The 24,384-nt window shown below is 74.7% G+C and carries 15 protein-coding genes, 2 tRNA genes and 1 riboswitch; of the genes, 11 read left to right on the forward strand and 6 right to left on the reverse strand.

Annotated elements, in window-relative coordinates:
- Window positions 1–74: 74 nt before the first annotated feature.
- The 8 genes from ACFC02_RS00730 to ACFC02_RS00765 all read left to right on the forward strand — a co-directional run bounded on the left by ACFC02_RS00730 (window position 75) and on the right by ACFC02_RS00765 (window position 7,112).
- Window positions 75–147: transfer RNA gene (locus ACFC02_RS00730), tRNA-Lys, on the forward strand.
- A 314-nt stretch (window positions 148–461) separates the two neighbouring features.
- Window positions 462–968 carry a SigE family RNA polymerase sigma factor gene (locus tag ACFC02_RS00735; RefSeq protein WP_360977465.1) on the forward strand — a complete coding sequence of 169 codons (507 nt, stop codon included), beginning with the start codon at window positions 462–464 and terminating at the stop codon, window positions 966–968.
- A 10-nt stretch (window positions 969–978) separates the two neighbouring features.
- Window positions 979–1,524: a hypothetical protein gene (locus ACFC02_RS00740; protein WP_376350213.1), complete on the forward strand. Its 546-nt coding sequence runs from the start codon at window positions 979–981 to the stop codon at window positions 1,522–1,524.
- Window positions 1,525–1,662: 138 nt separating this feature from the next.
- Window positions 1,663–2,955, forward strand: coding sequence for a mannosyltransferase family protein (locus ACFC02_RS00745; RefSeq protein WP_376350216.1), 1,293 nt, complete (start codon window positions 1,663–1,665; stop codon window positions 2,953–2,955).
- 155 nt (window positions 2,956–3,110) lie between these two features.
- Window positions 3,111–4,292 (forward strand): dihydrofolate reductase family protein, encoded by a 1,182-nt coding sequence (locus ACFC02_RS00750; protein ID WP_376350218.1) that lies wholly within the window; start codon window positions 3,111–3,113, stop codon window positions 4,290–4,292.
- Window positions 4,293–4,338: 46 nt separating this feature from the next.
- Window positions 4,339–4,412, forward strand: a tRNA-Met gene (locus tag ACFC02_RS00755).
- A 393-nt stretch (window positions 4,413–4,805) separates the two neighbouring features.
- Window positions 4,806–4,963, forward strand: a riboswitch (cyclic di-AMP (ydaO/yuaA leader).
- An 11-nt stretch (window positions 4,964–4,974) separates the two neighbouring features.
- Window positions 4,975–6,078 (forward strand): M23 family metallopeptidase, encoded by a 1,104-nt coding sequence (locus ACFC02_RS00760; RefSeq protein ID WP_376350221.1) that lies wholly within the window; start codon window positions 4,975–4,977, stop codon window positions 6,076–6,078.
- 89 nt (window positions 6,079–6,167) lie between these two features.
- Complete coding sequence (locus ACFC02_RS00765) at window positions 6,168–7,112, forward strand: aldo/keto reductase (RefSeq protein WP_376350224.1); 945 nt, start codon at window positions 6,168–6,170, stop codon at window positions 7,110–7,112.
- 56 nt (window positions 7,113–7,168) lie between these two features.
- Here ACFC02_RS00765 and ACFC02_RS00770 read toward each other — a convergent pair whose 3' ends face one another.
- From ACFC02_RS00770 to ACFC02_RS00785, 4 genes are all read right to left on the reverse strand, one after another.
- Window positions 7,169–8,569, reverse strand: a complete 1,401-nt coding sequence (locus ACFC02_RS00770; RefSeq protein WP_376350227.1) for a PrsW family intramembrane metalloprotease — start codon at window positions 8,567–8,569, stop codon at window positions 7,169–7,171.
- A 219-nt stretch (window positions 8,570–8,788) separates the two neighbouring features.
- Complete coding sequence (trmB, locus tag ACFC02_RS00775) at window positions 8,789–9,649, reverse strand: tRNA (guanosine(46)-N7)-methyltransferase TrmB (protein WP_376350230.1); 861 nt, start codon at window positions 9,647–9,649, stop codon at window positions 8,789–8,791.
- A 572-nt stretch (window positions 9,650–10,221) separates the two neighbouring features.
- Entirely contained in the window at window positions 10,222–11,442 is a 1,221-nt protein-coding gene (gene lhgO / locus ACFC02_RS00780) for an L-2-hydroxyglutarate oxidase (protein WP_376350233.1), read from the reverse strand.
- A 242-nt stretch (window positions 11,443–11,684) separates the two neighbouring features.
- Window positions 11,685–13,109: an MFS transporter gene (locus tag ACFC02_RS00785; RefSeq protein ID WP_376350236.1), complete on the reverse strand. Its 1,425-nt coding sequence runs from the start codon at window positions 13,107–13,109 to the stop codon at window positions 11,685–11,687.
- Between the two features lie 716 nt (window positions 13,110–13,825).
- Between ACFC02_RS00785 and ACFC02_RS00790 the strand changes: the two genes are divergently transcribed.
- Entirely contained in the window at window positions 13,826–15,904 is a 2,079-nt protein-coding gene (locus ACFC02_RS00790) for an asparagine synthase-related protein (RefSeq protein WP_376350239.1), read from the forward strand.
- Window positions 15,905–15,990: 86 nt separating this feature from the next.
- Window positions 15,991–19,392, forward strand: a complete 3,402-nt coding sequence (locus ACFC02_RS00795; protein WP_376350242.1) for a BTAD domain-containing putative transcriptional regulator — start codon at window positions 15,991–15,993, stop codon at window positions 19,390–19,392.
- Here the strand turns inward: ACFC02_RS00795 and ACFC02_RS00800 are convergent.
- Window positions 19,379–21,550: a sigma-70 family RNA polymerase sigma factor gene (locus ACFC02_RS00800; RefSeq protein ID WP_376350244.1), complete on the reverse strand. Its 2,172-nt coding sequence runs from the start codon at window positions 21,548–21,550 to the stop codon at window positions 19,379–19,381. The genes ACFC02_RS00795 and ACFC02_RS00800 overlap by 14 nt on opposite strands.
- 184 nt (window positions 21,551–21,734) lie before the next feature.
- Window positions 21,735–22,523 (reverse strand): TetR/AcrR family transcriptional regulator, encoded by a 789-nt coding sequence (locus tag ACFC02_RS00805; RefSeq protein WP_376350247.1) that lies wholly within the window; start codon window positions 22,521–22,523, stop codon window positions 21,735–21,737.
- Window positions 22,524–22,924: 401 nt separating this feature from the next.
- On the opposite strand from ACFC02_RS00805, the gene ACFC02_RS00810 reads away from it, so the two are divergent.
- Complete coding sequence (locus tag ACFC02_RS00810; protein ID WP_376350249.1) at window positions 22,925–24,301, forward strand: NAD(P)/FAD-dependent oxidoreductase; 1,377 nt, start codon at window positions 22,925–22,927, stop codon at window positions 24,299–24,301.
- The last annotated feature ends 83 nt before the right edge of the window (window positions 24,302–24,384 follow it).

A 24,384-nucleotide genomic window follows, 5' to 3' on the forward strand; every position in this document is an offset into this window, starting at 1 on the left:
TCGGGGCCTCGCCGACCGATACCCGATCAAAGACGCGGCCTCCTGGGGCTATGCTCGGGGGAGCAACGTCGCCCGGGCCCTTAGCTCAATTGGCAGAGCAGTGGACTTTTAATCCATTGGTTGTGGGTTCGAGTCCCACAGGGCCTACCGACGCGGGGAGGGTGTCCCCCCCCGGCCCGCAGCGCAGCGCCCCGACCGGTTCCGACCGGGCGGGGCGCTGCGGCGTGTGCGGGGTGACCGGCTCTGGTGGGACGTGGCGACGTGGTCGCGGGCAGCTCCTGGCCGGTGTCCGCGCCGCGCCTCGACGAACGACGTCAACCTCGTCCGGGGAGCGGCGCCTTGGGCAACCGGCCGCGTCCGGCCGTGCGGTGACCCGGATCACAGCGGGTGAGTGCATAGAACTGGCCCTGCCACAGTCTTGTCCCCAGGTGTAGGCAATGGGCGGGAACGGGACGGTGTGGATGCGGCAGGCTCTGGCCGGTGAGTTCGACGAGTTCGTGGCGGCCCGCTGGTCGGCGTTGCTCCACCTCGCCCGGCTGCTCACCGGCGGTGACCGGCACCGGGCGGAGGACCTGGTGCAGGACTCCCTCGTCAAACTCTGGTTCGTGTGGCCGAAAGTGGCCCACGAGGCGCCGGAGGCGTACGTCCGCAGGGTGATGGCGCGCGCGGCGGCCCGCTCGGCGCGGCGGCGCTGGTGGGGCGAGCGCCCCGTCGACCAACTGCCCGAGACGCCCGTGGCGGGTGACGTCTCCGCGACCGTGGCGGAGCGCTCGCGGCTGGAGGCGGCACTGGCCCGGCTGCCGGCGCGGCAGCGGGCCGTGGTGGTGCTGCGCTACTACCAGGACCTCTCCGAGAGGCAGGTGGCGGACGCGCTGGGCTGCCCGGTGGGCACGGCCAGGTCGCACGCCGCGCGCGGAGTGGCACGCCTGAGGCAGCTCCTGGACGACGTCAGCGAGTCGGTGGGCTGAAGGAGAGACCATGGACCACTTCGAACGGCAGTTGACGCAGATGATGCGCGCCGCCGAGGAGCACACCCCCTTCGAACCCCGGAACCGCGAACGCCTGTGGGCCGGCGTACGGGCCCGCCGCAGGGCGCGCAGGGCGCAACGGGCCGTCGGGTCGCTCCTGGCGGTCGCCGGAGTCGGCGTCGGTGTGTTCCTGCTGCCCGGCACGCGTGTCGACGTCGAGCCCAGCGCGCCCCGCCCGCGTCCCGCCTCGAGCCGGTTGCCCTCCCCCTCCTCGCCGGGGACGTCACCGTCACCGCGGCAGTCCCCGAGCGGCACGCCCACCTCGGTCGCCACGTCCGGCCGGCCGTGGCCGGACAGCACCTCTCCGTCGTCCTTGACCCGGCCGCCGGGATCGACGGGGACGACGGAGAGGGCAGGGACGACGGGGACGGCAGGGACGACGGGGACGACGGGGACGACGGGGTCGGCGACGAGTTCCTCGTCGGCCTCCCACACCCCGCCCCCGAGGACGGCGCCCCCGCCCAGCAGTTCTTCTCTCACCGGGCCGCCCGGCTAGGGCCGTGCCGGGCGTCGCGAGCCGGTGAACCTTTCCGGTCACAGCACTGGACCCGCCCCCGCCCACACACCCCGGACACAGGTCCCTCCCACCACTTCCCGCCGGCCCGCCCGGTACCCCACCAGGAACGGACGCCCGATGACCACGACCCTGCCCGCCACCGAGACACAGGGCACCCCGGGCACCCCTCGGGCGGACGGCACCCCCGCGCCGGACCCGGCCTCCGCCACCGGGTCCGCCCCGCCCGGCGGGCCGTTGCTGCGGCGAATAACCAGCCGGCTCACCCCGACCGACCTGCGCGTACTGCGCCTGTACCTCTTCACCCGCCTGGGACTGTGGCTCGTCGCCTACGCCAGCGCCTGGCTCACCCCCGCCGCCGGTTCGGACAAGACGCCCGCCACCTGGCTGTCCCGCTGGGAGCAGTGGGACTGGGTGCACTACCAGCACATCGCCCAGTACGGCTACTTCGACCCGTTCCCGGGCCTGGATCCCCCGCACGACAACCGGGTCGCCTTCTTCCCCGGCTTCCCCCTCGCGCTGCGCGCCGTCCACACCGTCGTTCCCAACTGGACCGTGGCCGGGCTGCTGATCTCCCTGGTGAGCGGCGCGGTGGCCGTGGTGGCCCTGGCCCGGATCGCCGGACTCGGCCGGCCGGCCGACGACGGTTCCGGTCCGCGGGCCGCCACCCTCCTGCTGTTCTCGCCCGCCGCGGTGTTCCTCGCCGCCGGCTACACCGAGGCGCTCTTCCTCGCCTTCGCCCTCCCGGCCTGGCTCGCGGCCAAGCACCGCAACTGGCCGCTCGCCGCTCTCCTCGGCGCGGCCGCCACCACCGTACGGATCAGCGGCCTGTTCCTGGCCGCCGCGATCGCGGTCGAACTCCTGATCGTCGTGCGCGCACAGGGCCGGGCGGGCGGCCCCTCGCTGCCCCGGCGGCTGCGCCCGCTGGGCTGGTGCCTGCTGCCGGCGGTGCCCGCCGCCGCGTACACCGGCTACCTGCGGGTGCGGACCGGGGACTGGATGGCCTGGAAACACGCCGAGGAGCGCGGCTGGTACCGCGACTTCCACAGCCCCGCCGAAGCCTTCCGCAACACCTGGAAGAACGCCTTCGGCCACCTCCAGAGCACCGGGTACGCCGTCGAGTTCCAGCTGGAGCTGGCCGCCATGGCCGTCGGCGTGGCGCTGCTGGCCGTGCTGCTGGTCCGCCGTCGCTGGCCGGAGGCCGTGTTCGTCGCGCTCAACCTGTGGGCGCTGGGCACGTCGTACTGGTACCTCTCCGTGCCGCGCGCCACCCTGCTCTGGTGGCCGCTGTGGACGGGCCTGGCCCACTGGAGCCTGCGGCGGCGCTGGGTGAAGGAGGCCTACGCCGGCGTGGTGGCACCGCTGACGGTCGTCCTCGCGGTCACCTTCACCTCGGGACGCTGGACGGGGTGACCGCCCCGGCGACCGGCGGGGTGACCGACCCGGTGGCTGACCAGGTGTCCTCGGTCTCCGGTCCGAAGGCGCACTCCCGTGCGGGCCGGGCTGGTAGAAAGCCCGAGGCGCCCCCACGCCTCCGAGCCCGTCCGTCGCCGAGAGAGAGCGCGCCGATGCCCTTCCCCTACGTCCTCCTGTCCGCCGCCGTCTCCCTGGACGGCTGCCTGGACGACACCGGCCCCAGCCGTCTCCTGCTCTCCGGCCGCGCCGACTTCGACCGGGTCGACGCGGTACGGGCCTCCGCGGACGCCATCCTGGTCGGGGCCAAGACCGTGCGCGCCGACAACCCCCGCCTGCTGGTCAACTCGCCCGAGCGGCGCGCGGCCCGACTCGCGGCCGGCCGGCCGGAGCATCCGCTGAAGGTCGCGGTCAGCGCCTCCGGGGAGCTGGACCCGCGGGCGCGCTTCTTCCGGACGGGCGGCGAGAAGACCGTCTACACGACGGACGAGGGCGCCGAACGCCTGCGCCGTGCGGGCCTCCCCGGCACCGGCACGAGCGTGGGCGCCGACACCGGCTCCGGCACCGGCACCGGCACCGTCTCCGTCGTGCCGCTGGGCGGCGAACTCGACTGGCGGCGGCTGCTGGCACACCTGCACGACGTGCGCGGGGTCCGCCGGCTGATGGTCGAGGGCGGCGGCACGGTGCACACCCAGCTGCTCCAGCAGCGCCTCGCCGACGAGCTGCAACTCGTGCTCGCGCCGCTCCTCGTGGGAGACCCGCGGGCACCGCGGCTGTTCGGGCCGGGCGCCTACCAGCGGGGGCGGCTGAGGCTGGTGGAGACGCGGGCCCTCGGGGACGTCGTCCTCATGCGTTACGAGCCCACGGAACCCGGCGCCGGAGGCGACGCCGCCCCCGCCGACCGGCACTGGCTGCGGATCGCGTGCGAGCTGGCCGGGGAGTGCCCGCCGTCGCGGACGGCGTTCAGCGTGGGCGCGGTGGTGGTGGCCGCCGACGGCACCGAGCTGGCGCGTGGCCACTCGCGCGAGGCCGGCGATCCGGTGGTGCACGCGGAGGAGGCCGCGCTCGCGAAGATCGACCCGGGGGACCCGCGTCTGCCGGGGGCGACGGTGTACAGCAGCCTGGAACCGTGCGCCCGACGCGCCTCCCGGCCGCGACCGTGCGCCCGGCTGATTCTGGACGCGGGGGTACGCCGGGTGGTCACGGCCTGGCGGGAGCCGGACACGTTCGTCGAGTCGGCCGACGGCACCGGGGTCCTGGCGCGCGAGGGCGCGGACGTCGTCGTCCTGCCGGAGTTCGAGAGCCGGGCCAAGGCGCCCAACCGCCACCTGCTGTGACGCGTGTGCATTCCACCCCCAGAATGACGTACACTGGTTTCACCGACGCGGGGTGGAGCAGCTCGGTAGCTCGCTGGGCTCATAACCCAGAGGTCGCAGGTTCAAATCCTGTCCCCGCTACTGAAGACTCAGGGCCGGAATTCGATGAGAATTCCGGCCCTGAGTGTTTTTCTCCGGCCGCCGGGTCATCGGCCGGGGTCGTCGGTCCGAGGCATCGACCCGGGTATCGCCCCGGATGCCGACCCGAGTCATCGTCACGTGTCGTGAGCGAGCGGTCCCCGTCCGCATAACAACTGACACACCATCAGTAAAACGCATGCAGGCGCCCTGGCTGGACGGCGCCCTTGAATGGCCTGAACTCAAGTCAACTTGCCCCGGTTTCATCACCTGTGAGACGTAGATCCTGGCCAAAAAGGTTTAATGATCAAGCCGGACGGCTTGGAATCGGAGCCCCGGGTCTATTAACGTTCGATAACGCAGCGCGGTCGTCCCAGCCGTCACCCGAGGCGGCTCCGTGCGCGCGCGCCGAATCCCGCGAGGGAACCGGGGAACCACCAACTTGGGGTGAATCGGGCGCCATCCGCCGTACGCACACGGCTGGTTGACGCGCGTAGGAGACCTTCCCGCTCCGAACCCGTCAGCTAACCCGGTAGGCGAGACGGAAGGAAAGGAGCACGCCCGCGTGGCGTCCAACCGGCCTGCCTCAGAAGCCCCGTCCGTGCCGAGCCGGCGCACCGAGCCCTTCGCCTACGGCGGCCGGCGCCCCGACGAGGGCCCCTGGGAGGAGTGGAACCCCACCGAGGAGTCCGTCCGTCCCGTCCGTGGCCGGCACCGGGTCGCCAAGCAGCGCGGCGGCGGGCTCGCCCGCAGCTCCACTGTGCTCGGCGTGGGCGTCATAGCGGCCGTCGGTGCGGGTGGCATGGCCAGCGCCAACACCGGCAAGCCGCCGGTCTCGATCGCTCTGCCCGACCTGCACGGCCTGCCCGCCGTGGGCGCCCTCTTCGACGGCTCCGGCCACGACGGCCCCGAGGGCTCCGCGACCGCGCTCAGCGACGTCACCGCGGCCCAGGCCGGCGCGGCGGACGAAGCTGACGCGACCGACGCGACGGAAGCCACCGGGACGACGGCGCAACACGCCTCCGACGCGGGCGAGGCGCTGCGCAACCGCATCATGGCCCAGGCCGAGCAGCAGCAGAACCAGGCCGAGGCGAAGACCAGGGCGGCCACGGAGGCGGCGGCTGCCGCGAAGGCCGCCCGGCAGGCCGAGCAGGCCGCCGCCCAGGCGAAGGAGGAGGCCGAGGCCAGGGCCGCCGCCGCGAAGAAGAAGGCGGAGGAGGAGGCCCGGAAGAAGGCCGAGGCGGCCCGGCTGGCCGCCCTCGCCAAGCAGTACACGCTGCCGACCTCCTCGTACACCCTCACCTCGACCTTCGGCCAGGCCGGCTCCATGTGGTCCTCCGGGCACCACACCGGCCTCGACTTCGCCGCGCCCACCGGCACCCTGATCAAGGCCGTCCACAGCGGCACCGTCACCGAGGCGGGCTGGGCCGGCGCCTACGGGTACCGCACGGTCCTCACCCTGGACGACGGAACCGAGCTGTGGTTCTGCCACCAGTCGTCGATCAACGTCACGGCCGGCCAGAAGGTGAGCACCGGCGAGGTCATCGGCCGGGTGGGCGCCACCGGCAACGTCACAGGCCCCCACCTGCACCTGGAGGTCCACCCGGACGGCCAGGCCGCCGGCATCGACCCGATGGCGTGGCTCCAGGGCAAGGGCCTCACTCCCTGACGGTCCGACCGGGTGGTTTGCGCAAGCTTTGCGCCGGCCACCGGCGGGGCGCGGAATGGAGCGCTCCGCCTTGGTCGTTGATGTGGGGCATGACTTCTCTGCGCAAGCTGGGCCCGTCCGACCTCGAGGTCTTCCCCCTCGCCCTCGGCGGCAACGTCTTCGGCTGGACCGCCGACCAGGCGCGGTCCTTCGCGGTCCTGGACGCCTACACGGCCGCCGGCGGCAACTTCATCGACACCGCCGACTCCTACTCGGCGTGGGTGGAGGGCAACCACGGAGGCGAGTCCGAGACGATCATCGGCAAGTGGGTCAAGGAGCGCGGCAACCGCTCCGACGTCGTCATCGCCACCAAGGTCAGCCAGCACCCCGACTTCCAGGGCCTGTCCGCGGCCAACATCAGGGCCGCGGCCGACGCCTCCCTCCAGCGTCTGGGAACCGATCACATCGACCTCTACTACACGCACTTCGACCAGCCCGAGGTACCCGTCGAGGAGATCATCGGCGCGCTCGACGAACTGGTGAAGGCGGGCAAGGTCCGGCACATCGCCGCCTCCAACATCTCCGCCGAGCGCCTGGCCGCGTCGCTGGAGTTCTCCGAGCGCGAGGGACTCGCGCGGTACGTGGCGCTCCAGCCGCACTACAACCTCGTCTCCCGTGACACCTACGAGGGCGCCCTGCGAGACCTCGCCGAGCGGGCAGGCCTTGCCGCCGTGCCGTACTACGCACTGGCATCCGGCTTCCTGACCGGCAAGTACCGGCCGGGCGCGACGGTCGACAGCCCGCGCGCCGGGGGCGCCGCCAAGCACCTGGCGACCGAGCGCGGCCAGAAGGTCCTCACCGCGCTCGACGAGGTCGCCCGTGCCCGTGGCACCGAGGTGGCCACGGTGGCCCTGGCCTGGCTGGCGGCCCAGCCGACGGTGGTCGCCCCGATCGCCTCGGCCCGGACGGTGGAACAGCTCCCCGCCCTGCTGGCGGTGGCGGAGCTGGACCTCACGGACGAAGAGGTCGCGCGGCTCACCCGGGCATCTGCCTGAGCCTCGCGGACCACGGCCCCCTGGCTGCGCGGTCTCACGGCCTCACGGCCCGTGGCTCACCGATGACTCCCGTACGGACTCTGCCCGTACGAAGGCTGCACGTGCGGGCTCTGCTGCCCGTACGGACCCTGCCCGTACGGAAGCGGCGGGCGGCCGTGAGGCTGTCCGTGCCCGTAGCCGTAGCCGTACAGGCCGTACGCCGGCCAGGGCGCCGCGAAGACGCGTACCGGCGGTGCGGTCATCCGTGCCGCGTGGTCCAGGGCGGGCTGGGCCACCTCGCGCCTGCGCCACAGTTCGTGCAGCAGTTCCCGCTCGCGCACGCCGAAGTCGGCGCCGACCCGCCCGAGGCGCCCCCGGCGGCGCAGGAACGCCAGCGAGGTCGCGTAGGCCTCGTACTGCGCGACGGTCCGCGCCGCGGGCTTGCCGAGGTGCCGGCCGGCGTACTCGCGGGCCAGCCGGCGCGCCCGCATCGACCCGAGGGCGAACGGTTCGGCGGGGGTGAGCCACCCGGCGGCGGCGTACGCGGGCAGTTCCTCGCGGATGGTGCGCAGCTCCCGCTGCCGGGTCCAGACGACCAGCCACGTCAGCAGCCCGAAGGCGGGCACCATGAAGCCGCCGTAGACCGCGAAGAACCCGAACCGGCCGAAGGTCGACGAGCCGTTCCAGAACGCGTGCATGCCCATCGCGAGCAGCAGCCCGGCCGGGGGCAGCAGCAGGCGGCGCCGGCGCCGGCGTTCTCCCGCGAGCGCGGCCAGGCCGAAGCCGAGGCCGGTGCAGACCGTGAAGAGCGGGTGCGCGAACGGCGACATGATCACGCGCACGAAGAAGGTCGCCGCCGTGACGGAGGCGATGCCCTGGCCGCCGGTCATCTGGTCGGTGCCGAAGGCGGTGCCGAGGTAGAGGATGTTCTCGGTGAAGGCGAAGCCGGTCGCGGTGACCCCGGCGATGACCACACCGTCGACGATGCCGGTGAAGTCGCGTCTGCGGAAGAGGAAGATCAGCAGGACGGCGGCGGCCTTCGCGGACTCCTCCACGACCGGCGCTATGACGGTCGCGCCGAGGGTGTCCGCGCCCACCGGGTCGGCGGTCGCGGTCGCGATCCACTTGGTCGCGAAGCTGTTGGCGACGATCGCGATCAGCGCCGCCGCGCAGGCGCCCCAGGCGAAGGCGAAGACCATGTTCCGCCAGGGGCCGGGGTCGACCCGGTCCAGCCAGCGGAAGGCGGCCGTCAGCAGCGGGACCGGCAGCACGGCCAGGCCGAGACCGACCAGGAACCCTTCCGTGCCGGTCTGCCGGCGGACCAGGGCCAGGATGACGAGCCCGGACAGCGCGAGCAGCGCGGCGAGGGCGCCGTAGCGCACCCACCGCCTGTGCCACCAGTGCGCGTGTCGCGGCCGGCCGTCGGCTATGGGCGGAGGACCGCTGGGATACGTCGGGTACGGGGGACAGGTGGCCACGTCATTGACCCTAACGAGGGAAGGGGACGATCGCGATGGTGCCGCGTCGCGTCGGCAGGGACCGGCGGCCCGGACCGGCGGCCCGGACCGGCGGCCCGGACCAGCGGCCGGGACAGCGGCCGGGACCGAAGACCGGGCCGGCGGTGGGTACTGGCGTTCGGGATTGGCGGTCGCGTCCCGGGGCCGGGACCGGGGCCGGGGCCGGGGTGCGGTGGTGCGTCAGGCGAGACCGGAGTGCCGGGCGGGGCGTTCGGCAGGGTGCTCGTCGCCGTGCGGTACGCGCCGGAAGAGCAGGTCGTTGACGAGGTGGCCCTTGTCCAGGCCCTGGCCCTCGAAGCGGGTCAGGGGGCGGAAGGCGGGGCGGGGCGCGTAACCGCCGTCGGGCCGCGTGTTCTCGAAGGCGGGGTGGGCGGTCAGGACGTCCAGCATCTGTTCGGCGTACGGCTCCCAGTCCGTCGCGCAGTGCACGACCGCGCCGGGCCTGAGCCGGGTGGCGGCCAGCGTCAGGAACTCCGGCTGGATCAGCCGCCGCTTGTGGTGCCGCTTCTTGGGCCATGGGTCGGGGAAGTAGACGCGCAGCCCGTCGAGGGAGTCGGGGGTGAGCATCTCGCGCAGCAGGATGATCGCGTCGCCGTTGGCGACCCGGACGTTGGTGAGCCCGTCCCGGTCGGCGAGGCTCAGCAGGTTGCCCTGGCCGGGGGTGTGCACGTCGACGGCGAGGATGTTGGTGTCCGGGTCAGCGGCGGCCATCTGCGCGGTGGCCTCGCCCATGCCGAACCCGATCTCCAGGACGACGGGACGGGCGTTGCCGAAGAGCTCGGCCAGGTCGAGCACCCGCCGGCCGTCGATGTCCAGCCCCCACTGGGGCCACAGCCGTTGCAGCGCGTCCGCCTGCCCCGCGGTCACCCGGCTCCGCCGCGGCTGGAAGCTGCGGATCCGCCGCTCGAAGTGCGACCCGGCCGGATCGGCCTGCGGCCCGTCGGGAAACCGCGGCTCCCCCTTCGCCCGTGTGTGCCGGACGGACACCCCGGGGGTGTGCGGGGGAGTGGGGGCGGCGGGAGTGTTCAACGAGTCAGACACAGTGCGATCCATTTTACGGGCTGGGCGGGCCGGGCGGGCCGGGTGGCGTCGAGCGGGCCCCGGGGCGGCTCCGCAGACGTCCCCGGGCTTCCCCCACCGGTGCCGCCGCGGGGCCTGAGGGCCCTCCCGAACCTCCGTGCCGCCTCCATGCGGGTGCCGTTCGGGGTGCTGGGGGCGCTCGGGATCGCCGCTGGGGTCCCCCCTCGGACGGTCTCTCGAACCTCCGCGCGGGCACCACTCGGGGCACTCGGGGTGCTGGGGGCACCTGGGGTCTCCGCTGAGACGCCCCCGGGGACGGCCTCTCGGGCCCCTCGGACGGCCTTCTCCTCACGGGCCGCTCGGCTGTCGCCCCCGGGCCTGACGGGGACGGTCCGGCCCGGGTCCCCGTCAGGCGTTCCCGGGCGGGGGTCCACGTCCGACAGGCATCCCCAGGTCCCGCTCCCGTCAGGCGCCCCCGCGTCCTCCGCCAGGCATCTCCGAGTCCTGTCAGGCGCCACCGCTGGGCGGCTCGGGCGCTGCTCAGGCCTCCGCGCAGCCCCGTGCGGGTATCACCGCCGTCGGTGCCCGCAAGCTCATCCCGCGGTCGCCAGTGCCCCCAGTGCCCTGCGTGCCACCTCTCGCCCGATCGGGAGCGACGCCGTCGCCGCGGGGGACGGGGCGTTCAGCACGTGCACGGCCCGGGCCCCCTCCCGGATCAGGAAGTCGTCCACCAGCGTCCCGTCCCGGAGGACGGCCTGCGCCCGCACCCCCGCGGGGGCGGCCACCAGGTCGCTCTCCTCCACGCACGGCAGCAGCCTGCGCACCGCCTCGGTGAACGCCGCCTTGGACACGGACCGCCGCAGCTCCCCCGCCCCGTACCGCCAGTGGCGCCGGGCGATCCGCCACGAGCCGGGCCAGCTCAGCGTGCCCGCCAGCTCACGGGGCCGTACGACCCCCCAGCCGTACCCCTCGCGGGCCAGCGCCGGCACCGCGTTGGGCCCGATGTGCACGCCACCGTCGATCCCCCGCGTGAGGTGCACGCCGAGGAACGGGAACGCCGGGTCCGGCACCGGATACACCAGCCCCCGCACCAGCTCCGGCCGTGCCAGTTCGTAGTACTCCCCCCGGAAGGGCACGATCCGCACGTCCGGCTCGTCCCCGGTAAGCCGCGCCACCTCGTCGCAGTGCAGCCCGGCGCAGTTGACCAGCACGCGCCCGCGGACGACGTCCCCGCCTGCCGTGCGCACGGCCACGCCCAGGTCGGGCCGCCGGTCCACGCGGACGACCTGGGCGCCGTAGCGGATCTCCGCGCCCGAGGCGTCCGCGAGCCGCCGGGCCACGCCCGTGTAGTCGCAGACGCCCGTCGTACCCACGTGGATCGCGGCGAGGCCGCGCACCTCCGGCTCGTACTCCTCGATCTGGGAGGCGCCCAGTTCGCGCACCGGTATCCCGTTCTCCCGGCCGCGCTGCACCAGGGCGTGCAGCCGGGGCAGCTCCTCCCGCTCGGTGGCGACGATCAGCTTGCCGGTGACGGCGTGCGCGATGCCGTACTCCGCGCAGAACTTGACCATCTCGGCGGCGCCCCGCACCGCGTAGCGCGCCTTGAGCGAGCCGGGCCGGTAGTAGATCCCGCTGTGGATCACCCCGCTGTTGCGTCCGGTCTGGTGCCGGGCCGGGCCCGGTTCCTTCTCCAGCACCGTCACCCGGGTGCCCGGCGCGGCACGCGTGATCGCGTACGCCGTCGACAAGCCGACGATGCCGCCCCCGATCACCAGCGCATCGCAGTCGTGAGCGATCTTCCGCACCTGCTCCACCTCCCGCTCCCGATAGTGCACTGCGCCACTGACAATGCCTTCAAACCGGGGTCGGGCGGACCGGCGCGCCGAAGCGGCCTGCGACCGGGGCAGCCGGGCACCCGCCCGCGGCCGGGCAACCCGTCGCAAGACGGACGGCCGAAGCACCCGGAGTTCCCGAAGCATCGGGGCCCCCGAAGCGGCCGAAGCGGGTGGAGCGCCCGAAGCGTCGCGCCGGGGGCGCCCCCGGCGGTTCGGGCAGCTCAGGCCGTGGTCATCAGCAGTGGTCTGGCCCGTTCGCGCAGTTCGGCCACGCGCGGTTCGTCGCCGTAGGGCTCCAGCCGATGGAGGAGGTCCCTGACGTACTCGGTGGTGCGCGCCGAGGAGATGCGGCCGGCGACCTCCACCGCCCGCACCCCCTGCTCGCAGGCCGCGTCGAGGTTGCCCGACTCCAGCTCGGCGACCGCGGAGACCACCAGTCTGAGGCCGTGCGAGCGCACGAACTCCTCCGTGGGTTTCGACAGCGCCTGCTCGGTGAAGCGGCGGACCTGGCGCGGTGCCTTCAGGTCGCGGTAGCACTCCGCGGCGTCGGCGGCGAAGCGGTCGTAGCCGTAGAAGCCGAGCCAGGTCGGGTCGTTGTCGCCCTCCCGGGACCGCTCCAGCCAGCCCTCGGCCGCCTTCAGGGACGCGCCGGCCGCCTGGGCGTCGCCCGCGCGCGCGTGGGCCCGTGCCTCGACCAGCCGGAAGAAGCTCATGGTGCGGGCCGTGGCCAGGCCGCGGTTGCGCTCCAGGGCGGCCTGCGCGAGGTCGACGCCCTCGTCGCCGAAGCCGCGGTAGGTCGCCTGGAGCGACATCGTCGCCAGGACGTATCCCCCCAGGGGCACGTCGGCCGCCGCGCGTGCCAGGCGCAGCGCCTGGATGTAGTACCGCTGGGCGGCCTCCTGCTGGCCGGTGTCGAAGGCCATCCAGCCGGCCAGCCGGGTCAGTTCGGCCGACGCCCCGAACAGGGCACGGCCGACCTCGTCGGAGTACGCCCCGAGGAGGAGCGGCGCCGCCTCCACCCGTAAGCACTCGGGCACCATGGACGAACGCCAGTCGCCGCCTCCGTACTTGGAGTCCCAGCGCCTGGCGTCCTCGGCGGCCTCCCGCAGCTTCTGCACGTCGCTGTGGCCGACTTTGATCGGTGCGCCCGAGCCCTCCGCTCCGCCCGCCTCGCGCGCCACCGAGCTGTCGGCCGGGGTTATCAGCCATCGGGAGGCCGGCGTCGCGTAGGCGGTCACCGCGAACGATCCGGCGAGCGACTGCCAGATGCCGCCGGAGCCGGCCCGGCGGCCCGCGAGGTCGAGGCGGTACAGCTCGGTGGCCGCCTTCACCGCCTGGCTGACGTCCCTGGGGAAGGCGAGGCCCACCTCGGGCGCGGGGTCCGCGTCCGCCAGGCCGATCTCGTGGAGCGGCACCGGGCGGCCGAGTTTCTGTCCGATGGCGGCCGCGATGAGGTGCGGCGCCGCGCCCTGCGGCACCATCCCCTTCGACACCCAGCGCGCCACGGAGGTCTTGTCGTAGCGGAGGGTCAACCCGCGCTGGGCGCCGAGGTCGTTGACGCGCCGCGCGAGTCCGGCGTTGCTGATTCCCGCGAGGGCGAGAACGGCGCCGAGCTTTTCGTTCGGCCCGCGTTGCTCCCTGGACATGCGCCACCCCTCGACACAGACGGCTGCCGCGCTGGCATAACCACGCGGCATTCGTAAACCCAGCGTAGTTCGCCGCATCCCAAGCGTTAAGGGGCATTCTTCCGGTTGGCGGGATTGTGGCCCGCACGGAAGTACGGGCCCTGCACGCACCGTGGCGACGTGCCCCCTCTGTGTGGTCGTGCGCCCGCCCGTGCGCTCTTCTCCGGCCATCGGGGGACCGGTTCCATGGTCTCTGCGTGGGTCGGCCCGCTGTACTGGATCCAGTGGGCTGGGGGACACCGCCGCCTTCATCCCCGCGGGCGGCGGAACGGTCCGGGAGGCGAACTGCGCCTCCCGGACTGCGCGTTGTCCGCGCCCTGCGCAGAGCGTGTACGGAGCGTGTGCACGTCGGGCGCACGTCCGCATCCGCCGCGCTGATTTGGCTGAAAATCAGCTCTGCCTCCTGCCGTGAATTTCCGTCCCCACCACGGCAGTTGACGGCGCGCGGGGGATCGCGGGGAGCGCATAAGGGGGCGCATTCAGGTCGTGATGTCCGTGCCCACTGCGGGCGTTGGCCATGCGTGCCCGAGGGGGCCGGCCATCCTGCGGGCGGGCGCGCGAGGGCGTGCACGCTGGGTCGAAGGCGGCTCCGCCTCCCCTCCGGTGCGCCGCCTTCGTGGCAGCATGGGACCCGGTTGGTGCGGTGCACTGGTGATCCCCGGTCCGTGGAGGCGTCGATGCGGTGGTTGGTGGGATGGAGCAGCGCCGCCGCGGGCACCGGAGCAATCGGCTCCGCGGGCGCCACCGGATACGACGGCGAGACCGTGCAACCGGTGGGCTCCCAGCTCCTGTGGGGGGACCCCGACCCGCTGTGGGCGGTCGGCGACTGGCGCCCGGACGAGGTCCGGCTCGTGCGGGCCGACGACCGGACGAGGATTGCGGTGCTCGGCACCTGCGGCGCCTCCGACGAACAGCTGCGGGTCGGCCTGCTGGCCGCGCGCGGGGGCGCGTTGCGTCATCTGACCGCCTGGCCCGGCAGTTACACCGCCGTCGTCCAGGTGGGCCGCCGCATCACCGTCTGCGGTGACCTCGCGGGCGCCCGCCCGGTGTTCCACACCCCCTGGTCCGGCGGCACGGCGTACGCGACGGCCGCGCTGCCGCTGGCCGACCTCGTCGAGGCCAACCTCGACTTCGGGCACCTCGCCGCCCTGCTCGCCGCCCCGGACGTCCCGGCCGCGCTGGACGACTCCACGCCGTACGACGGCGTACGGCGCATTCCGCCGGGGCATGCACTGATCCTGCGCGCCGGGGCGCGTGAGGTCGCGGGCTACGAGCCGGTCGCCTCCCTCGCCGTGGCCGCGCCCCCGGCGGACCCCGACAGCGCGGTCGGCGCGGTACGCGACGCCCTGGTCGATGCCGTCCGCGCCCGGCTCTCCGCGCCCCGGCACGTGCCGGACATCGACCCCGGGCCGGTACCGGGCATGGGCCCCGCCGAGCGCCGCGCCGCCCGCGGCATGCCGGTGCCCGGCATCGGCGCCGACCTGTCCGGCGGCCCCGCCTCGGGCACCCTCGCGCTGCTGGCGGCGGGCCTGCCCGGCAACCCCGGCACCCTCCTGGGCCACGGCACCGGCGCCGGGGAGCGCCTGCTGGCCGTGACCTTCAACGACCTCGCCGTCGGCGGACGCGAGGCCGAGCTGGAGCGCGCCGGGACGCTCGCGGCCGACCCCCGCCTGCACCACGTGGTGGTGGCCGGCGGCGAGGAGGTGCTGCCGTACGCCGACCTGGAGGGCCCCCTGACCGACGAGCCCGGCCCGTCGCTGGTGACCTCGGCACGGCACCGGGCTCGCCTCGCGTCGGGCAGTGCGGACCACTTCACCGGCTACGGCGCCCGCCAGGTCCTCGACGCCCACCCCGCGCGCCTGGCCGACCTGCTCATGGACCGCAAACGGCGCCACCTGGTCCGGCCGGTCGCCGCGCTGGCCAAGGCCGACGGGTCGGTGATGGTCCCCGCGCGCGTGTACAGCGCGGCGCGGCGGCTCGCCCGGACGCCGTACCGGGACGGCCTCGAAGTGCTCGCGGAGCGGCTGCTCCAGCGCCGGTTCGAGGAGCCCAAGGGGGCGGTGGGTGCCTCCCTGGCCGCGCTCACCTGGGCCAGACCCGGCCCCGCCGCCCGCTGGCTGACGGGCGAGGCACTGGCTGAAGTATCGGTTTGCCTCCAGGGCGCGACGAACCGCTCGGGGGTCGGCCCGGGGCAGCGGCCCGGCGACTATCGCGCGCGTGCCGCCCTGGCCCGGCACGCCGCCGACGTACGGGTCCTGGAGCAGGCCGCGGAGATCCGCTCCCAGCGGCTGCACGCCCCGTTCCTCGACAACCAGGTCGTCCGTGCCTGCCGGGCGCTGCCCGAGGCGCTGCGCGTGCGCCCGGGAGCCCGCGCGGCCATCCTGCGCACCGTCCTGGAGGGCGCCGGGGTGGGCGAACTGCCGACCGGCTGGGGCGCGCCCACCCACGCCCCCGCGGCGGTCGCCGCCCGCGCGGGCCTGCGCGTGGCCGTCGACGACCTGATGGCCCTGTTCGCCACACCCCTGCTCGCCGAGGCCGGCCTGGTCGAGGCACGGGTGGTCCGCAAGGCGCTGCGTGCGGCGGCCGAGGGTGAGCCACTGCCCCTGGACGGCCTGGCGGAACTGGTCTCCCTGGAAGTGTGGCTGCGCCGCCTGCTGGCCCGCCGCGGCACCTGCTGGACCGGCACCCCCGCGCGCTCGCGCGCCGTACCCGCGGGCATCGTCCCGCAGCGGGGCGCACTGGCCTCCGGCGCCTGACGGCGTCGAGCATCCCGTACGCCGTCCCCGAGCCCGCGGCGGCAAACTCCGTGCCCCGTTCCCCCGCACCCGGCGACAATGGGCCGGTGCAGTACAGAATCCTGGGCGTCACCCAGGCGGAGGACGACCGGGGCACAGCCGTACCCGTGGGCGGTCGGCGCCTGCGGGCGCTGCTCACCGCCCTCGCCCTGCGACCCGGACGGGCCGCGGGCCCGGACGTCCTGATCGACGAGGTGTGGGGCGAGAACCCGCCGCAGGACGCCCCCGCCGCGCTCCAGGCCCTGGTGGGCCGCCTGCGCCGCGCCCTCGGCAAGGACGCGATCCGCTCCGAGACGGGCGGATACCGGCTCGCCGTGGACCGGGAGGACGTCGACCTCTTCGCCTTCGAACGGCTCGTACGACAGGGCAGCAGCGCTCTCGACCGGGGGGACGCGGTCACCGCGGAGCGCCACCTGGGCGAGGCCCTCGCCCTGTGGCACGGCCCCGCCCTGGCCGACCTGCCCGACCGGACCGCGGCCGCACGCCCCGAGACCCTGCGCCTGGAGGCGGTACGTGCCCGCGCCGACGCGCGACTGCGCCTCGGCCGCGCCGTGGACGTCGTACCGGAACTGACCGAACTGACCGCCGCGCACCCGTACGACGAGACGCTGCACGCACTGCTGGTCCGCGCCCTGCGCGACACCGGACGGGGCGCCGACGCCCTCGCCGCCTACGAACGGGTCCGCCGCGCCCTCGCCGACGGACTGGGCACCGACCCCGGGCCCGAACTGCGCGCCCTGCACGCGGCGCTGCTCGCCCCGGCGGACGAAGGGGGCGAAGCGGCGGCAGCGGCGCCGGACGCGGCAGCGGCGCCGGTGACGGCAGAACCGTTTCCTGCCCCGTCCCACGCCGCTCACCACACCCCCCGCCCGCCCGCACCCGGCCGGACCGGCAACATCCGTCCGCGTCTTACCTCTTTCGTGGGCCGGGAACCCGAACTCGCCGCCATCCGTTCCGATCTGCACAGGGCCCGCCTCGTCACCCTCACCGGACCGGGCGGCTCCGGCAAGACCCGCCTCGCCGAGGAAGCCGCCGCCGGGCTTCCCCAGGCCTGGCTGGTCGAGCTGGCGCCGCTCGACCGTCCCGAGGCGGTGCCGGGCGCGGTGGTCAGCGCCCTCGGCCTGCGCGAGACCGTCCTGATGACCAACGAGCTGGTGACTCCGCAGAACGATCCGGTGGCCCTCCTCGTCGAGTACTGCGCACCGCGCAGCGAACTCCTGATCCTCGACAACTGCGAACACGTCATCGACGCGGCGGCCCACCTCGTCGAAGTCCTGCTCACCCGCTGCCCGGGCCTCACCGTCCTCGCCACCAGCCGGGAACCGCTGGGCGTGCCCGGCGAGCTGGTGCGCCCCGTCGAGCCCCTGGTCCCCGACCAGGCGCACCGCCTCTTCGCCGAGCGCGCCGCCGCCGTCCGCCCCGACGCGGCCGTCGCGCTCGGCGACACGGAGGCCGTCGCGGAGATCTGCCGCCGCCTGGACGGCCTGCCCCTGGCCATCGAGCTGGCCGCCGCCCGGCTGCGGATGCTCAGCCCCCGCCAGATCGCCGACCGGCTCGACGACCGCTTCCGCCTGCTCACCGCGGGCAGCCGCACGGTCCTGCCCCGCCAGCAGACCCTGCGTGCCGTCGTCGACTGGTCCTGGGACCTGCTCGACGAGCGGGAGCGGACCATGCTGCGGGAGGCCTCCGTCTTCGCGGGCGGCTGGGACCTCGCCGCCGCCGAGGCCGTGTGCACCGGCCCCGCCGCCGACCTCGTCGGCGCGCTCGTCGACAAGTCCCTGATCGTCGCCACCCCGGCCGACGACGCAGAGGGCGGCACAGGCGGCATGCGGTACCGCATGCTGGAGACCATCCACGAGTACGCCGTCGAGCGCGCCGCGGAGGTGCCCGGCCTGCGTGCCGCCGCCGAGCAGCGGCACGGCGCGTGGGCGCGCGCCCTGGCCGAGGAGGCCGCGCCGCGCCTGCGGTCGGCCGCGCAACTGCCGTGGATCGCACGGCTGGAGGCCGAGCTGGACAACATCCGGGCGGCCCTCGACCGCGCGCTCGCCGCCGGGGACGAGCGGGCGGCGGGCGAACTCGTCCTGAACGTGGGCTGGTTCTGGTGGCTGCGCAACTACCGCCGGGAAGCCATGGAGTGGTTCCACCGCGTGCTCCGCCTGGGCGCCGCCCTCGACGCGTCCGGCCCGGCGTCCGCGCCCGGCCGGGCCGGCGCCGCCGCGCTCCCGGGCCGGGGCGTCGACGGCATCGATCCCGTCGACGCCTTCCTGTCCGACCCCGACGGGGAGGCGGACCATCCGCTGCACGAACTGCGCATGGACGTGCGGATGATGCATCTGTTCCTGACGACGGAGACGGAGCCGGCGGAGGTGGCCCGCGACGAACGGACCCTGCGCTACGTCGACCTGGTCCGGTCCTCCTTCGCGGCGGGCGGCCCCCGGGCGGCCCGGATGCCCGGACTCATCTGGCCGCTGACCGCCTACCTGTACAGCCACGCGGACGGCATCCGCCCCGCCATGGATGCGGCTGTGGCCAACTGCCGTGCGTACGGCGGTGACTGGGAGACCGGGGTGGCCCTCATGTTCCGCACGCACCTGGTCGTCGACTCGCCCGGCAACCTGCACGGCGTGGACGACGACCTGGCGGAACTGCGGCTTATCAGCCGCCGCGTCGGCGACCGCTGGATGCGGGCGCAGGTGTGCAGCGCGGCCGGGGAGGCGGCCATGGTCCGCGGCCGGCTGGAGGAGGCACGCGCCGAGTTCGCGGGGGCGCTGCAACTCGCCCACGAGGTCGGCGCCCATGCCGAGGCCCCGTTCCTGCAGGCGCGCCTCGCCGAGATCGCCTACCGCTCCGGCGACCGCGCCCGCGCCCTGCGGATCCTGGACGAGGCCGGTGAGTCGGCCGAGCAGTACCGCGTCGCGGACTCCCAGGCGTTCGTCCTGCTCCTGCGCGCCCAGCTCGCCCTGGACGCCGGCGAGGCGGCCTCCGCCCGGGCCCTGTGCGACGGCGCCCGCCAGGAGAGCCGGCGCGGGAGCCCGCCACCGCAGTTCGAAGCGATGCTGAGCGCGGTCGACGCCCTCGTCACGGCGGCCGAACACGGCCCGCGGCACGGGCTTCCGCTGCTGACCGAGGCGCTGCGCACAGCCGTCGCACAGCGCTGCGCGGAGGTGGTCACGGCGGCCCTCGTGGACGGCGCCGCCGAAATGCTGGCCCGGCTCGGCGAGCAGGCGCGCGCGGTGCGGCTGCTCGCCGCGGCGGACCGCTGGCGCGGCGGCCGCCCCCGCCTGGTGCCCGAGCGCGAGACGGCCGAGCGCGTCGAGGGCGCCGCGCGTGCGGCCCTCACGGCCGGACGCCTGGCCGCCGAACGGACCCGGGGCGCCGCGCTCACCGCGGACGACGTCCTCGCCGAACTCGACCGGGCCGTCCGCGCCCACCCCGTTACCCGCAGGTGAACCGCGACTCCGCCCAGTCCGCGAGGGGCACCGCGTCGAAGGCGCCGCGCGGCTCGACGACCAGTCGTACGGTCCGGTGCCCGGCGAGGTCGACATGGACCGGGACGGCGGCAGCGCCCCCGACGACGGGGCCGGAGTGCCACAGCCGGACCCCGTCGGCGTACACGGAGAAGGTGACCTTGCCCAGCCCGGCCGCCAGGTCGTCGACACCGGCCAGCGCGTCGTAGGCGGAGCACGTGCGGTTCAGCTCGACGGTGACGGAGGACTCGCCGTGGACGCTCACACCGTGCGGATAACGCCTCCCGGCGATCGACACGCCGTCGCGCTGCCACACCCAGCTGCTGCGGTCGATGCGCATCTCCGGGCCGGTGCCGTCACCGGTGAGGTCGTAGTCCAGCTCGCTCCACCGGTAGACGGCCCGGGCGGGCGGCGTCGGCAGCGGGGTCGGCGTCGGTGAAGGGGGCGGCGGAGCAGGAGGCTCGGGGGCCGGCGTGGGTTTCGGGGACGGCTTGCGTGAAAGAGCGGGCGTGGGTGCGGGCGTGGGCGTCGGCCTGGGGGCGGGGCGGGCCGCTGCGGCGTGCACGGGCGGCTTCCGGCTGGGCCGGGGGCTCGGCGTCGGCTGCGGCGGGGCGGCCGACGGTGGCTGCGGTTCGACGGCCGGGGCCGGGGGAGGTGCCGCCTCCGGCTTCCTGGCCGGGGTTTCCTGCCCGGCCAGGGCGAAGGCGAGCGCCGCGGCGGCCACGGCGACGACCCCGGCCGCGATACCGGCCTTCACCGGGGCGCCGAGCCCTTCGGAGGCGGCCGCGCCCCCACCCGCGCCCCCGGTGGAACCGCCCCCGGCAGCGGTGGCCGCACCGCCCGCTCCACCGGCCGCCCCCGCCGACGCGCCCCCCGAACCTCCGCCCACCGCGGCGGCACCCGCCGCGCCCGTCGCTCCCGCTCCGCCCGCGAGGAGACCGAGTGCCTTGGCGTACCCGGCGGCCCCGAACCAGCCGATGACGGCGACCGGGACGACGGCGGGGATGCCGCTCGCGACCTCCTCGATCTGCAGCGCCGCCAGCCGGCACCTGGCGCACTCCGCCAGATGCTTGCGCAGACCCCGTTCGGCGCGGGTGCGCAGCTTGCGCCGGGCGTAGCCGCCGAGCTGGCCGGCGTAGCGGGAGCACTCCTCGTCGTCGGTCAGGGCCGTGCTCACGTGGGCCTGGAGGTAGGCCTGTCTCAGACCCTCGCGGGCCCGGCTCGCCAGAACCCGAGTGCCGTTGGCGTCCAGCCCGAACAGCGTGGCGACCTCGCTCGGCGACTCGTCCTCGACCTCGGTGTGCCACAGCACGGCCTGCCACCGTTCGGGCAGGGAGCGGAAGGCCCGCACGGCGATGGACCGCTCGGCCTCGTGCATCGCCCGTACGTCCGCGCCCGGGTCCAGGCCCCCTTCGAAGGGGCCGAGGGACGCCGTGTCGTCGGACACCTCGGGGGCACGGGCCGCCTGCGCCGCGAACACGGCGAAGTCGTCCACCAGCTGCTCGCGCCGTGCGGTCTTCGTCCAGCGCGCCGCGACCCGCCGGACGCTGGTGAGCAGATAGGCCCGTACGGCGTGGGCGGGACCGGAACCGCCGCGCACGGCCTGGAGCATCGCGGCGAACACCTCTGCGGTGAGGTCGTCGGCCGTGTGGGCGTCCCGGCAGCAGCCGCGGGCGTACCGGCGCACGGCGTCGGCGTGGCGCCGGTACAGGTCCTCGTACGCCGTGTCGTCCCCCGTGCGCATCCGGCCGATCAGCTCGGCGTCGGACGGCGGCACCTCCCGCGGCGGCGGAAGCACACTGTCCTCACGCCACTCGCGCTGCGCCGGTACCCCAACCTCCCGGGTGGAAGCCTCACCACGGGGCGCCTCACCACAGGGTGCCGCGCCAGACGGCGCCTCACCACCCGGCACACCGTCCCGAGGCACATCGCCACGCCGCGCCTCCTCGCGCGGTGCGTCGGCCGGGCCGCCCTGGCCAGGCGCCCGGGATGGTCCGCCCCGGGCTGCGCCGCTCTGGGCCGTTCCCCCCTGGGCGGCTCCGCCCTGGGCCGGTCCGCCCTGGGCCGGCACCTGAGGCGGGCGCGGCCTGTCGGCGCCCGCGCCGTCCCCACCGACCGGCTCACGCCCGTCAACGCCCATCGCCGTCAACCCCCGCCGCCAGCCCAGCCGACCCGATCACCGAGTCAGGCTGCCACAGGGGCTCCCCGCCAGGACTCCGCAGGAAGGATCCTCCACCCGTCCGTGGGGACTTCCCTCCCTGCGGAACCGGCATCACCCGTACGGGGCATGCTCGCTGGAATCGCCCCGGCGTGCGCGCCCCCGCTCACGCCGGCCGTGAGCGCAACCCCTCCAGCAGGATGTCCAGCAGCCGTGACGAGGCCGCCGCCTGCTGGGCCGCGTCCGGCAGCGCGGGCGCCGCCGTGGCGATCACGAGCAGGACGTCCGAGACCGACACGTCGGCGCGCAGCTCGCCCGCCGCCCGTGCCCGCTCCACGAGCCGGCCCACGACCTCCAGCAGCTCCGCCGCCCCCGTGTCGTCCACCGCCTCCGGCGCGGGCGCGACCGGCTGGTCGGGCACCAGACGCAGCTCACCGGCGCCCGGCTCGGTCCGCTGCTGCGGCACCCGCGCGCCGTCCGCCCCGGCCCCCTCGTCGGCCCGCTCCTCGGCGACCGAGACCCGCAGCACCTGGGGCGGCAGCAGCCGGCCCGCGCCGGACGCCACCGACGTCCGCAGGAAGCGGGACAGCGCCGACCACGGCTCGTCCTCCTGGCCGAGCGCGGCCCGCGCCTGATCGGTCAGCCGGGACGTCTCCTCCTCGGCTATCCGGCGCACCAGGACGTCCTTGCTCGGAAAGCGCCGGTACACCGTGCCGACCCCGACCCGGGCGCGCCGGGCCACGTCCTCCATCGGCGCGCCGTAGCCCAGCTCGCCGAAGACCTCGCGCGCCGCCCGCAGCACGTGCTCCAGATTGCGCTGTGCGTCCACACGCAGCGGTGTGGTCCGCACCGCCCGGGACTCCTCCCCGCGCCCCGCGCCCGCCGCCGTGCCCATCGCCCCGCCGCCGGACGCGACGGCGGACGCGGTGGACCAATGAGTGTCCTGAATGTGCATAACTGATCCCCCGGTAATGACGTCTCCCCCCGGAGACTCTCCCCGCCACTGAACGCGGGATGCACCCGACGGGGACCGCGCACGACCGAGCCCGCCCTGCGAGATCCGGTGGGACCCGCGGACCCGTTCGACCACATCCCCATTTCCTGCACCCCGTCGACACACGAACATAGTTGAGAGGGAGTCAATTCAGAAGGGGCAGTTCCGCACGGAACGCCCCCCGATCGGAGCATGAGCCGCCCACGTCCGCATCGCGACCCTTTCCGAACCCCCGTTCACCCCCGCTGACCTGGGTACCCGCCCCAGCACCGGGGGATCCGGCCAATCCCGCGCCGTACCGCCCGCCGGTCACACAAAACGCCGGGGCTGTGGACAAACGAGAGTCACGGGTGCGTCATGGGATGGTGAAGGAACGTGCGCGCATTCTCGTTGTCGGCGGCGGCTACGTCGGGATGTACACGGCCCTGCGCCTGCAGCGGCGGATGAGACAGGAGCTGGCGCGGGGTGATGCCGAGATCACGGTCGTCACGCCCGACCCCTACATGACCTACCAGCCGTTCCTGCCCGAGGCGGCGGCCGGCGCGATCTCCCCGCGGCACGTCGTCGTCCCGTTGCGCCGCGTCCTCGACCGGTGCCGCGTCATCGCGGGCGAGGTCAAGGCCGTCGACCACGCGCACCGCACCGTCACCCTCACCACTCTCGCCACCGCGGAGAGCGGCGGCACCGACCGCCTGACGTACGACGAACTCGTCCTCGCGCCCGGCTCCGTCTCGCGCACCCTGCCCATCCCCGGCCTCGTCGACCACGGCATCGGCTTCAAGACCGTCGAGGAAGCCATCGGCCTGCGCAACCACGTCATCGAACAGATGGACATCGCTTCCTCCACCCGCGACCCCGCGATCCGCGACGCGGCCCTGACCTTCGTCTTCGTCGGCGGCGGATACGCAGGCGTGGAAGCGCTCGGCGAACTGGAGGACATGGCCCGCTACGCCGCGCGCTACTACCACAACATCCGCCCCGAGGACATGAAGTGGATCCTCGTGGAGGCCTCCGACCGGATCCTGCCCGAGGTCGGCGAGGAGATGGGCGGCTACACCGTCACCGAACTGCGCCGCCGCAACATCCAGGTGCTCCTGCGCACCCGTCTGGAGTCGTGCGCCGACCGCGTCGCCGTCCTCAGCGACGGCCGGCGCTTCCCCACCCGCACGGTCGTGTGGACCGCCGGCGTCAAACCGCACCCCCTCCTGGCCGCCACCGATCTTCCCCTCGACGGCCGCGGTCGCCTCAAGTGCACCGCCGAACTGGCCGTCGACGGCGTCGCACACGCCTGGGCCGCCGGAGACGCCGCCGCCGTCCCCGACGTCACCGCCGCCGAACCCGGCAAGGAAACAGCCCCCAACGCCCAGCACGCGGTCCGGCAGGCCAAGGTCCTCGGCGACAACATCGCCCGCTCCCTGCGCGGCGAACCCCTCCAGACGTACGCGCACGCCTACGTCGGCTCGGTCGCCTCCCTCGGACTGCACAAGGGCGTCGCACAAATCTACGGGCGCAAACTCAAGGGCTACCCGGCCTGGTTCATGCACCGCGCCTACCACCTCAGCAGGGTGCCCACCTTCAACCGCAAAGCCAAGGTCCTCGCCGAATGGCTGCTGGCCGGCCTCTTCAAACGGGAGATCGTCTCCCTCGGCTCGCTGGAACATCCCCGCGCGGAGTTCGAACTCGCGGCCGGTGGAAAACATCCTCTCGACCCGAACATCAACCCGAAAGGGTCGTCCTGACCGGACAGGGGAACTCCACCGGACGCCCCGGCGTCCCACGGATGCCGGTACGCGGCGGCCGCACTGCCAGACTGGTCCACGAC

Source organism: Streptomyces sp. NPDC056160 (assembly GCF_042268205.1).
Classification (GTDB): Bacteria; Actinomycetota; Actinomycetes; order Streptomycetales; family Streptomycetaceae; genus Streptomyces.

Excerpts from the sequence above, each read along its gene's own strand:
- ACFC02_RS00765 (WP_376350224.1), top strand. The coding sequence starts at position 6,168 with ATGACTTCTCTGCGCAAGCTGGGCCCGTCCGACCTCGAGGTCTTCCCC.
- ACFC02_RS00805 (WP_376350247.1), bottom strand. The coding sequence starts at position 22,523 with ATGCACATTCAGGACACTCATTGGTCCACCGCGTCCGCCGTCGCGTCC.
- ACFC02_RS00750 (WP_376350218.1), top strand. The coding sequence starts at position 3,111 with ATGCCCTTCCCCTACGTCCTCCTGTCCGCCGCCGTCTCCCTGGACGGC.
- ACFC02_RS00745 (WP_376350216.1), top strand. The coding sequence starts at position 1,663 with ATGACCACGACCCTGCCCGCCACCGAGACACAGGGCACCCCGGGCACC.
- ACFC02_RS00800 (WP_376350244.1), bottom strand. The coding sequence starts at position 21,550 with ATGGGCGTTGACGGGCGTGAGCCGGTCGGTGGGGACGGCGCGGGCGCC.
- ACFC02_RS00785 (WP_376350236.1), bottom strand. The coding sequence starts at position 13,109 with ATGTCCAGGGAGCAACGCGGGCCGAACGAAAAGCTCGGCGCCGTTCTC.
- ACFC02_RS00810 (WP_376350249.1), top strand. The coding sequence starts at position 22,925 with ATGGTGAAGGAACGTGCGCGCATTCTCGTTGTCGGCGGCGGCTACGTC.
- ACFC02_RS00740 (WP_376350213.1), top strand. The coding sequence starts at position 979 with ATGGACCACTTCGAACGGCAGTTGACGCAGATGATGCGCGCCGCCGAG.
- ACFC02_RS00790 (WP_376350239.1), top strand. The coding sequence starts at position 13,826 with ATGCGGTGGTTGGTGGGATGGAGCAGCGCCGCCGCGGGCACCGGAGCA.
- ACFC02_RS00735 (WP_360977465.1), top strand. The coding sequence starts at position 462 with ATGCGGCAGGCTCTGGCCGGTGAGTTCGACGAGTTCGTGGCGGCCCGC.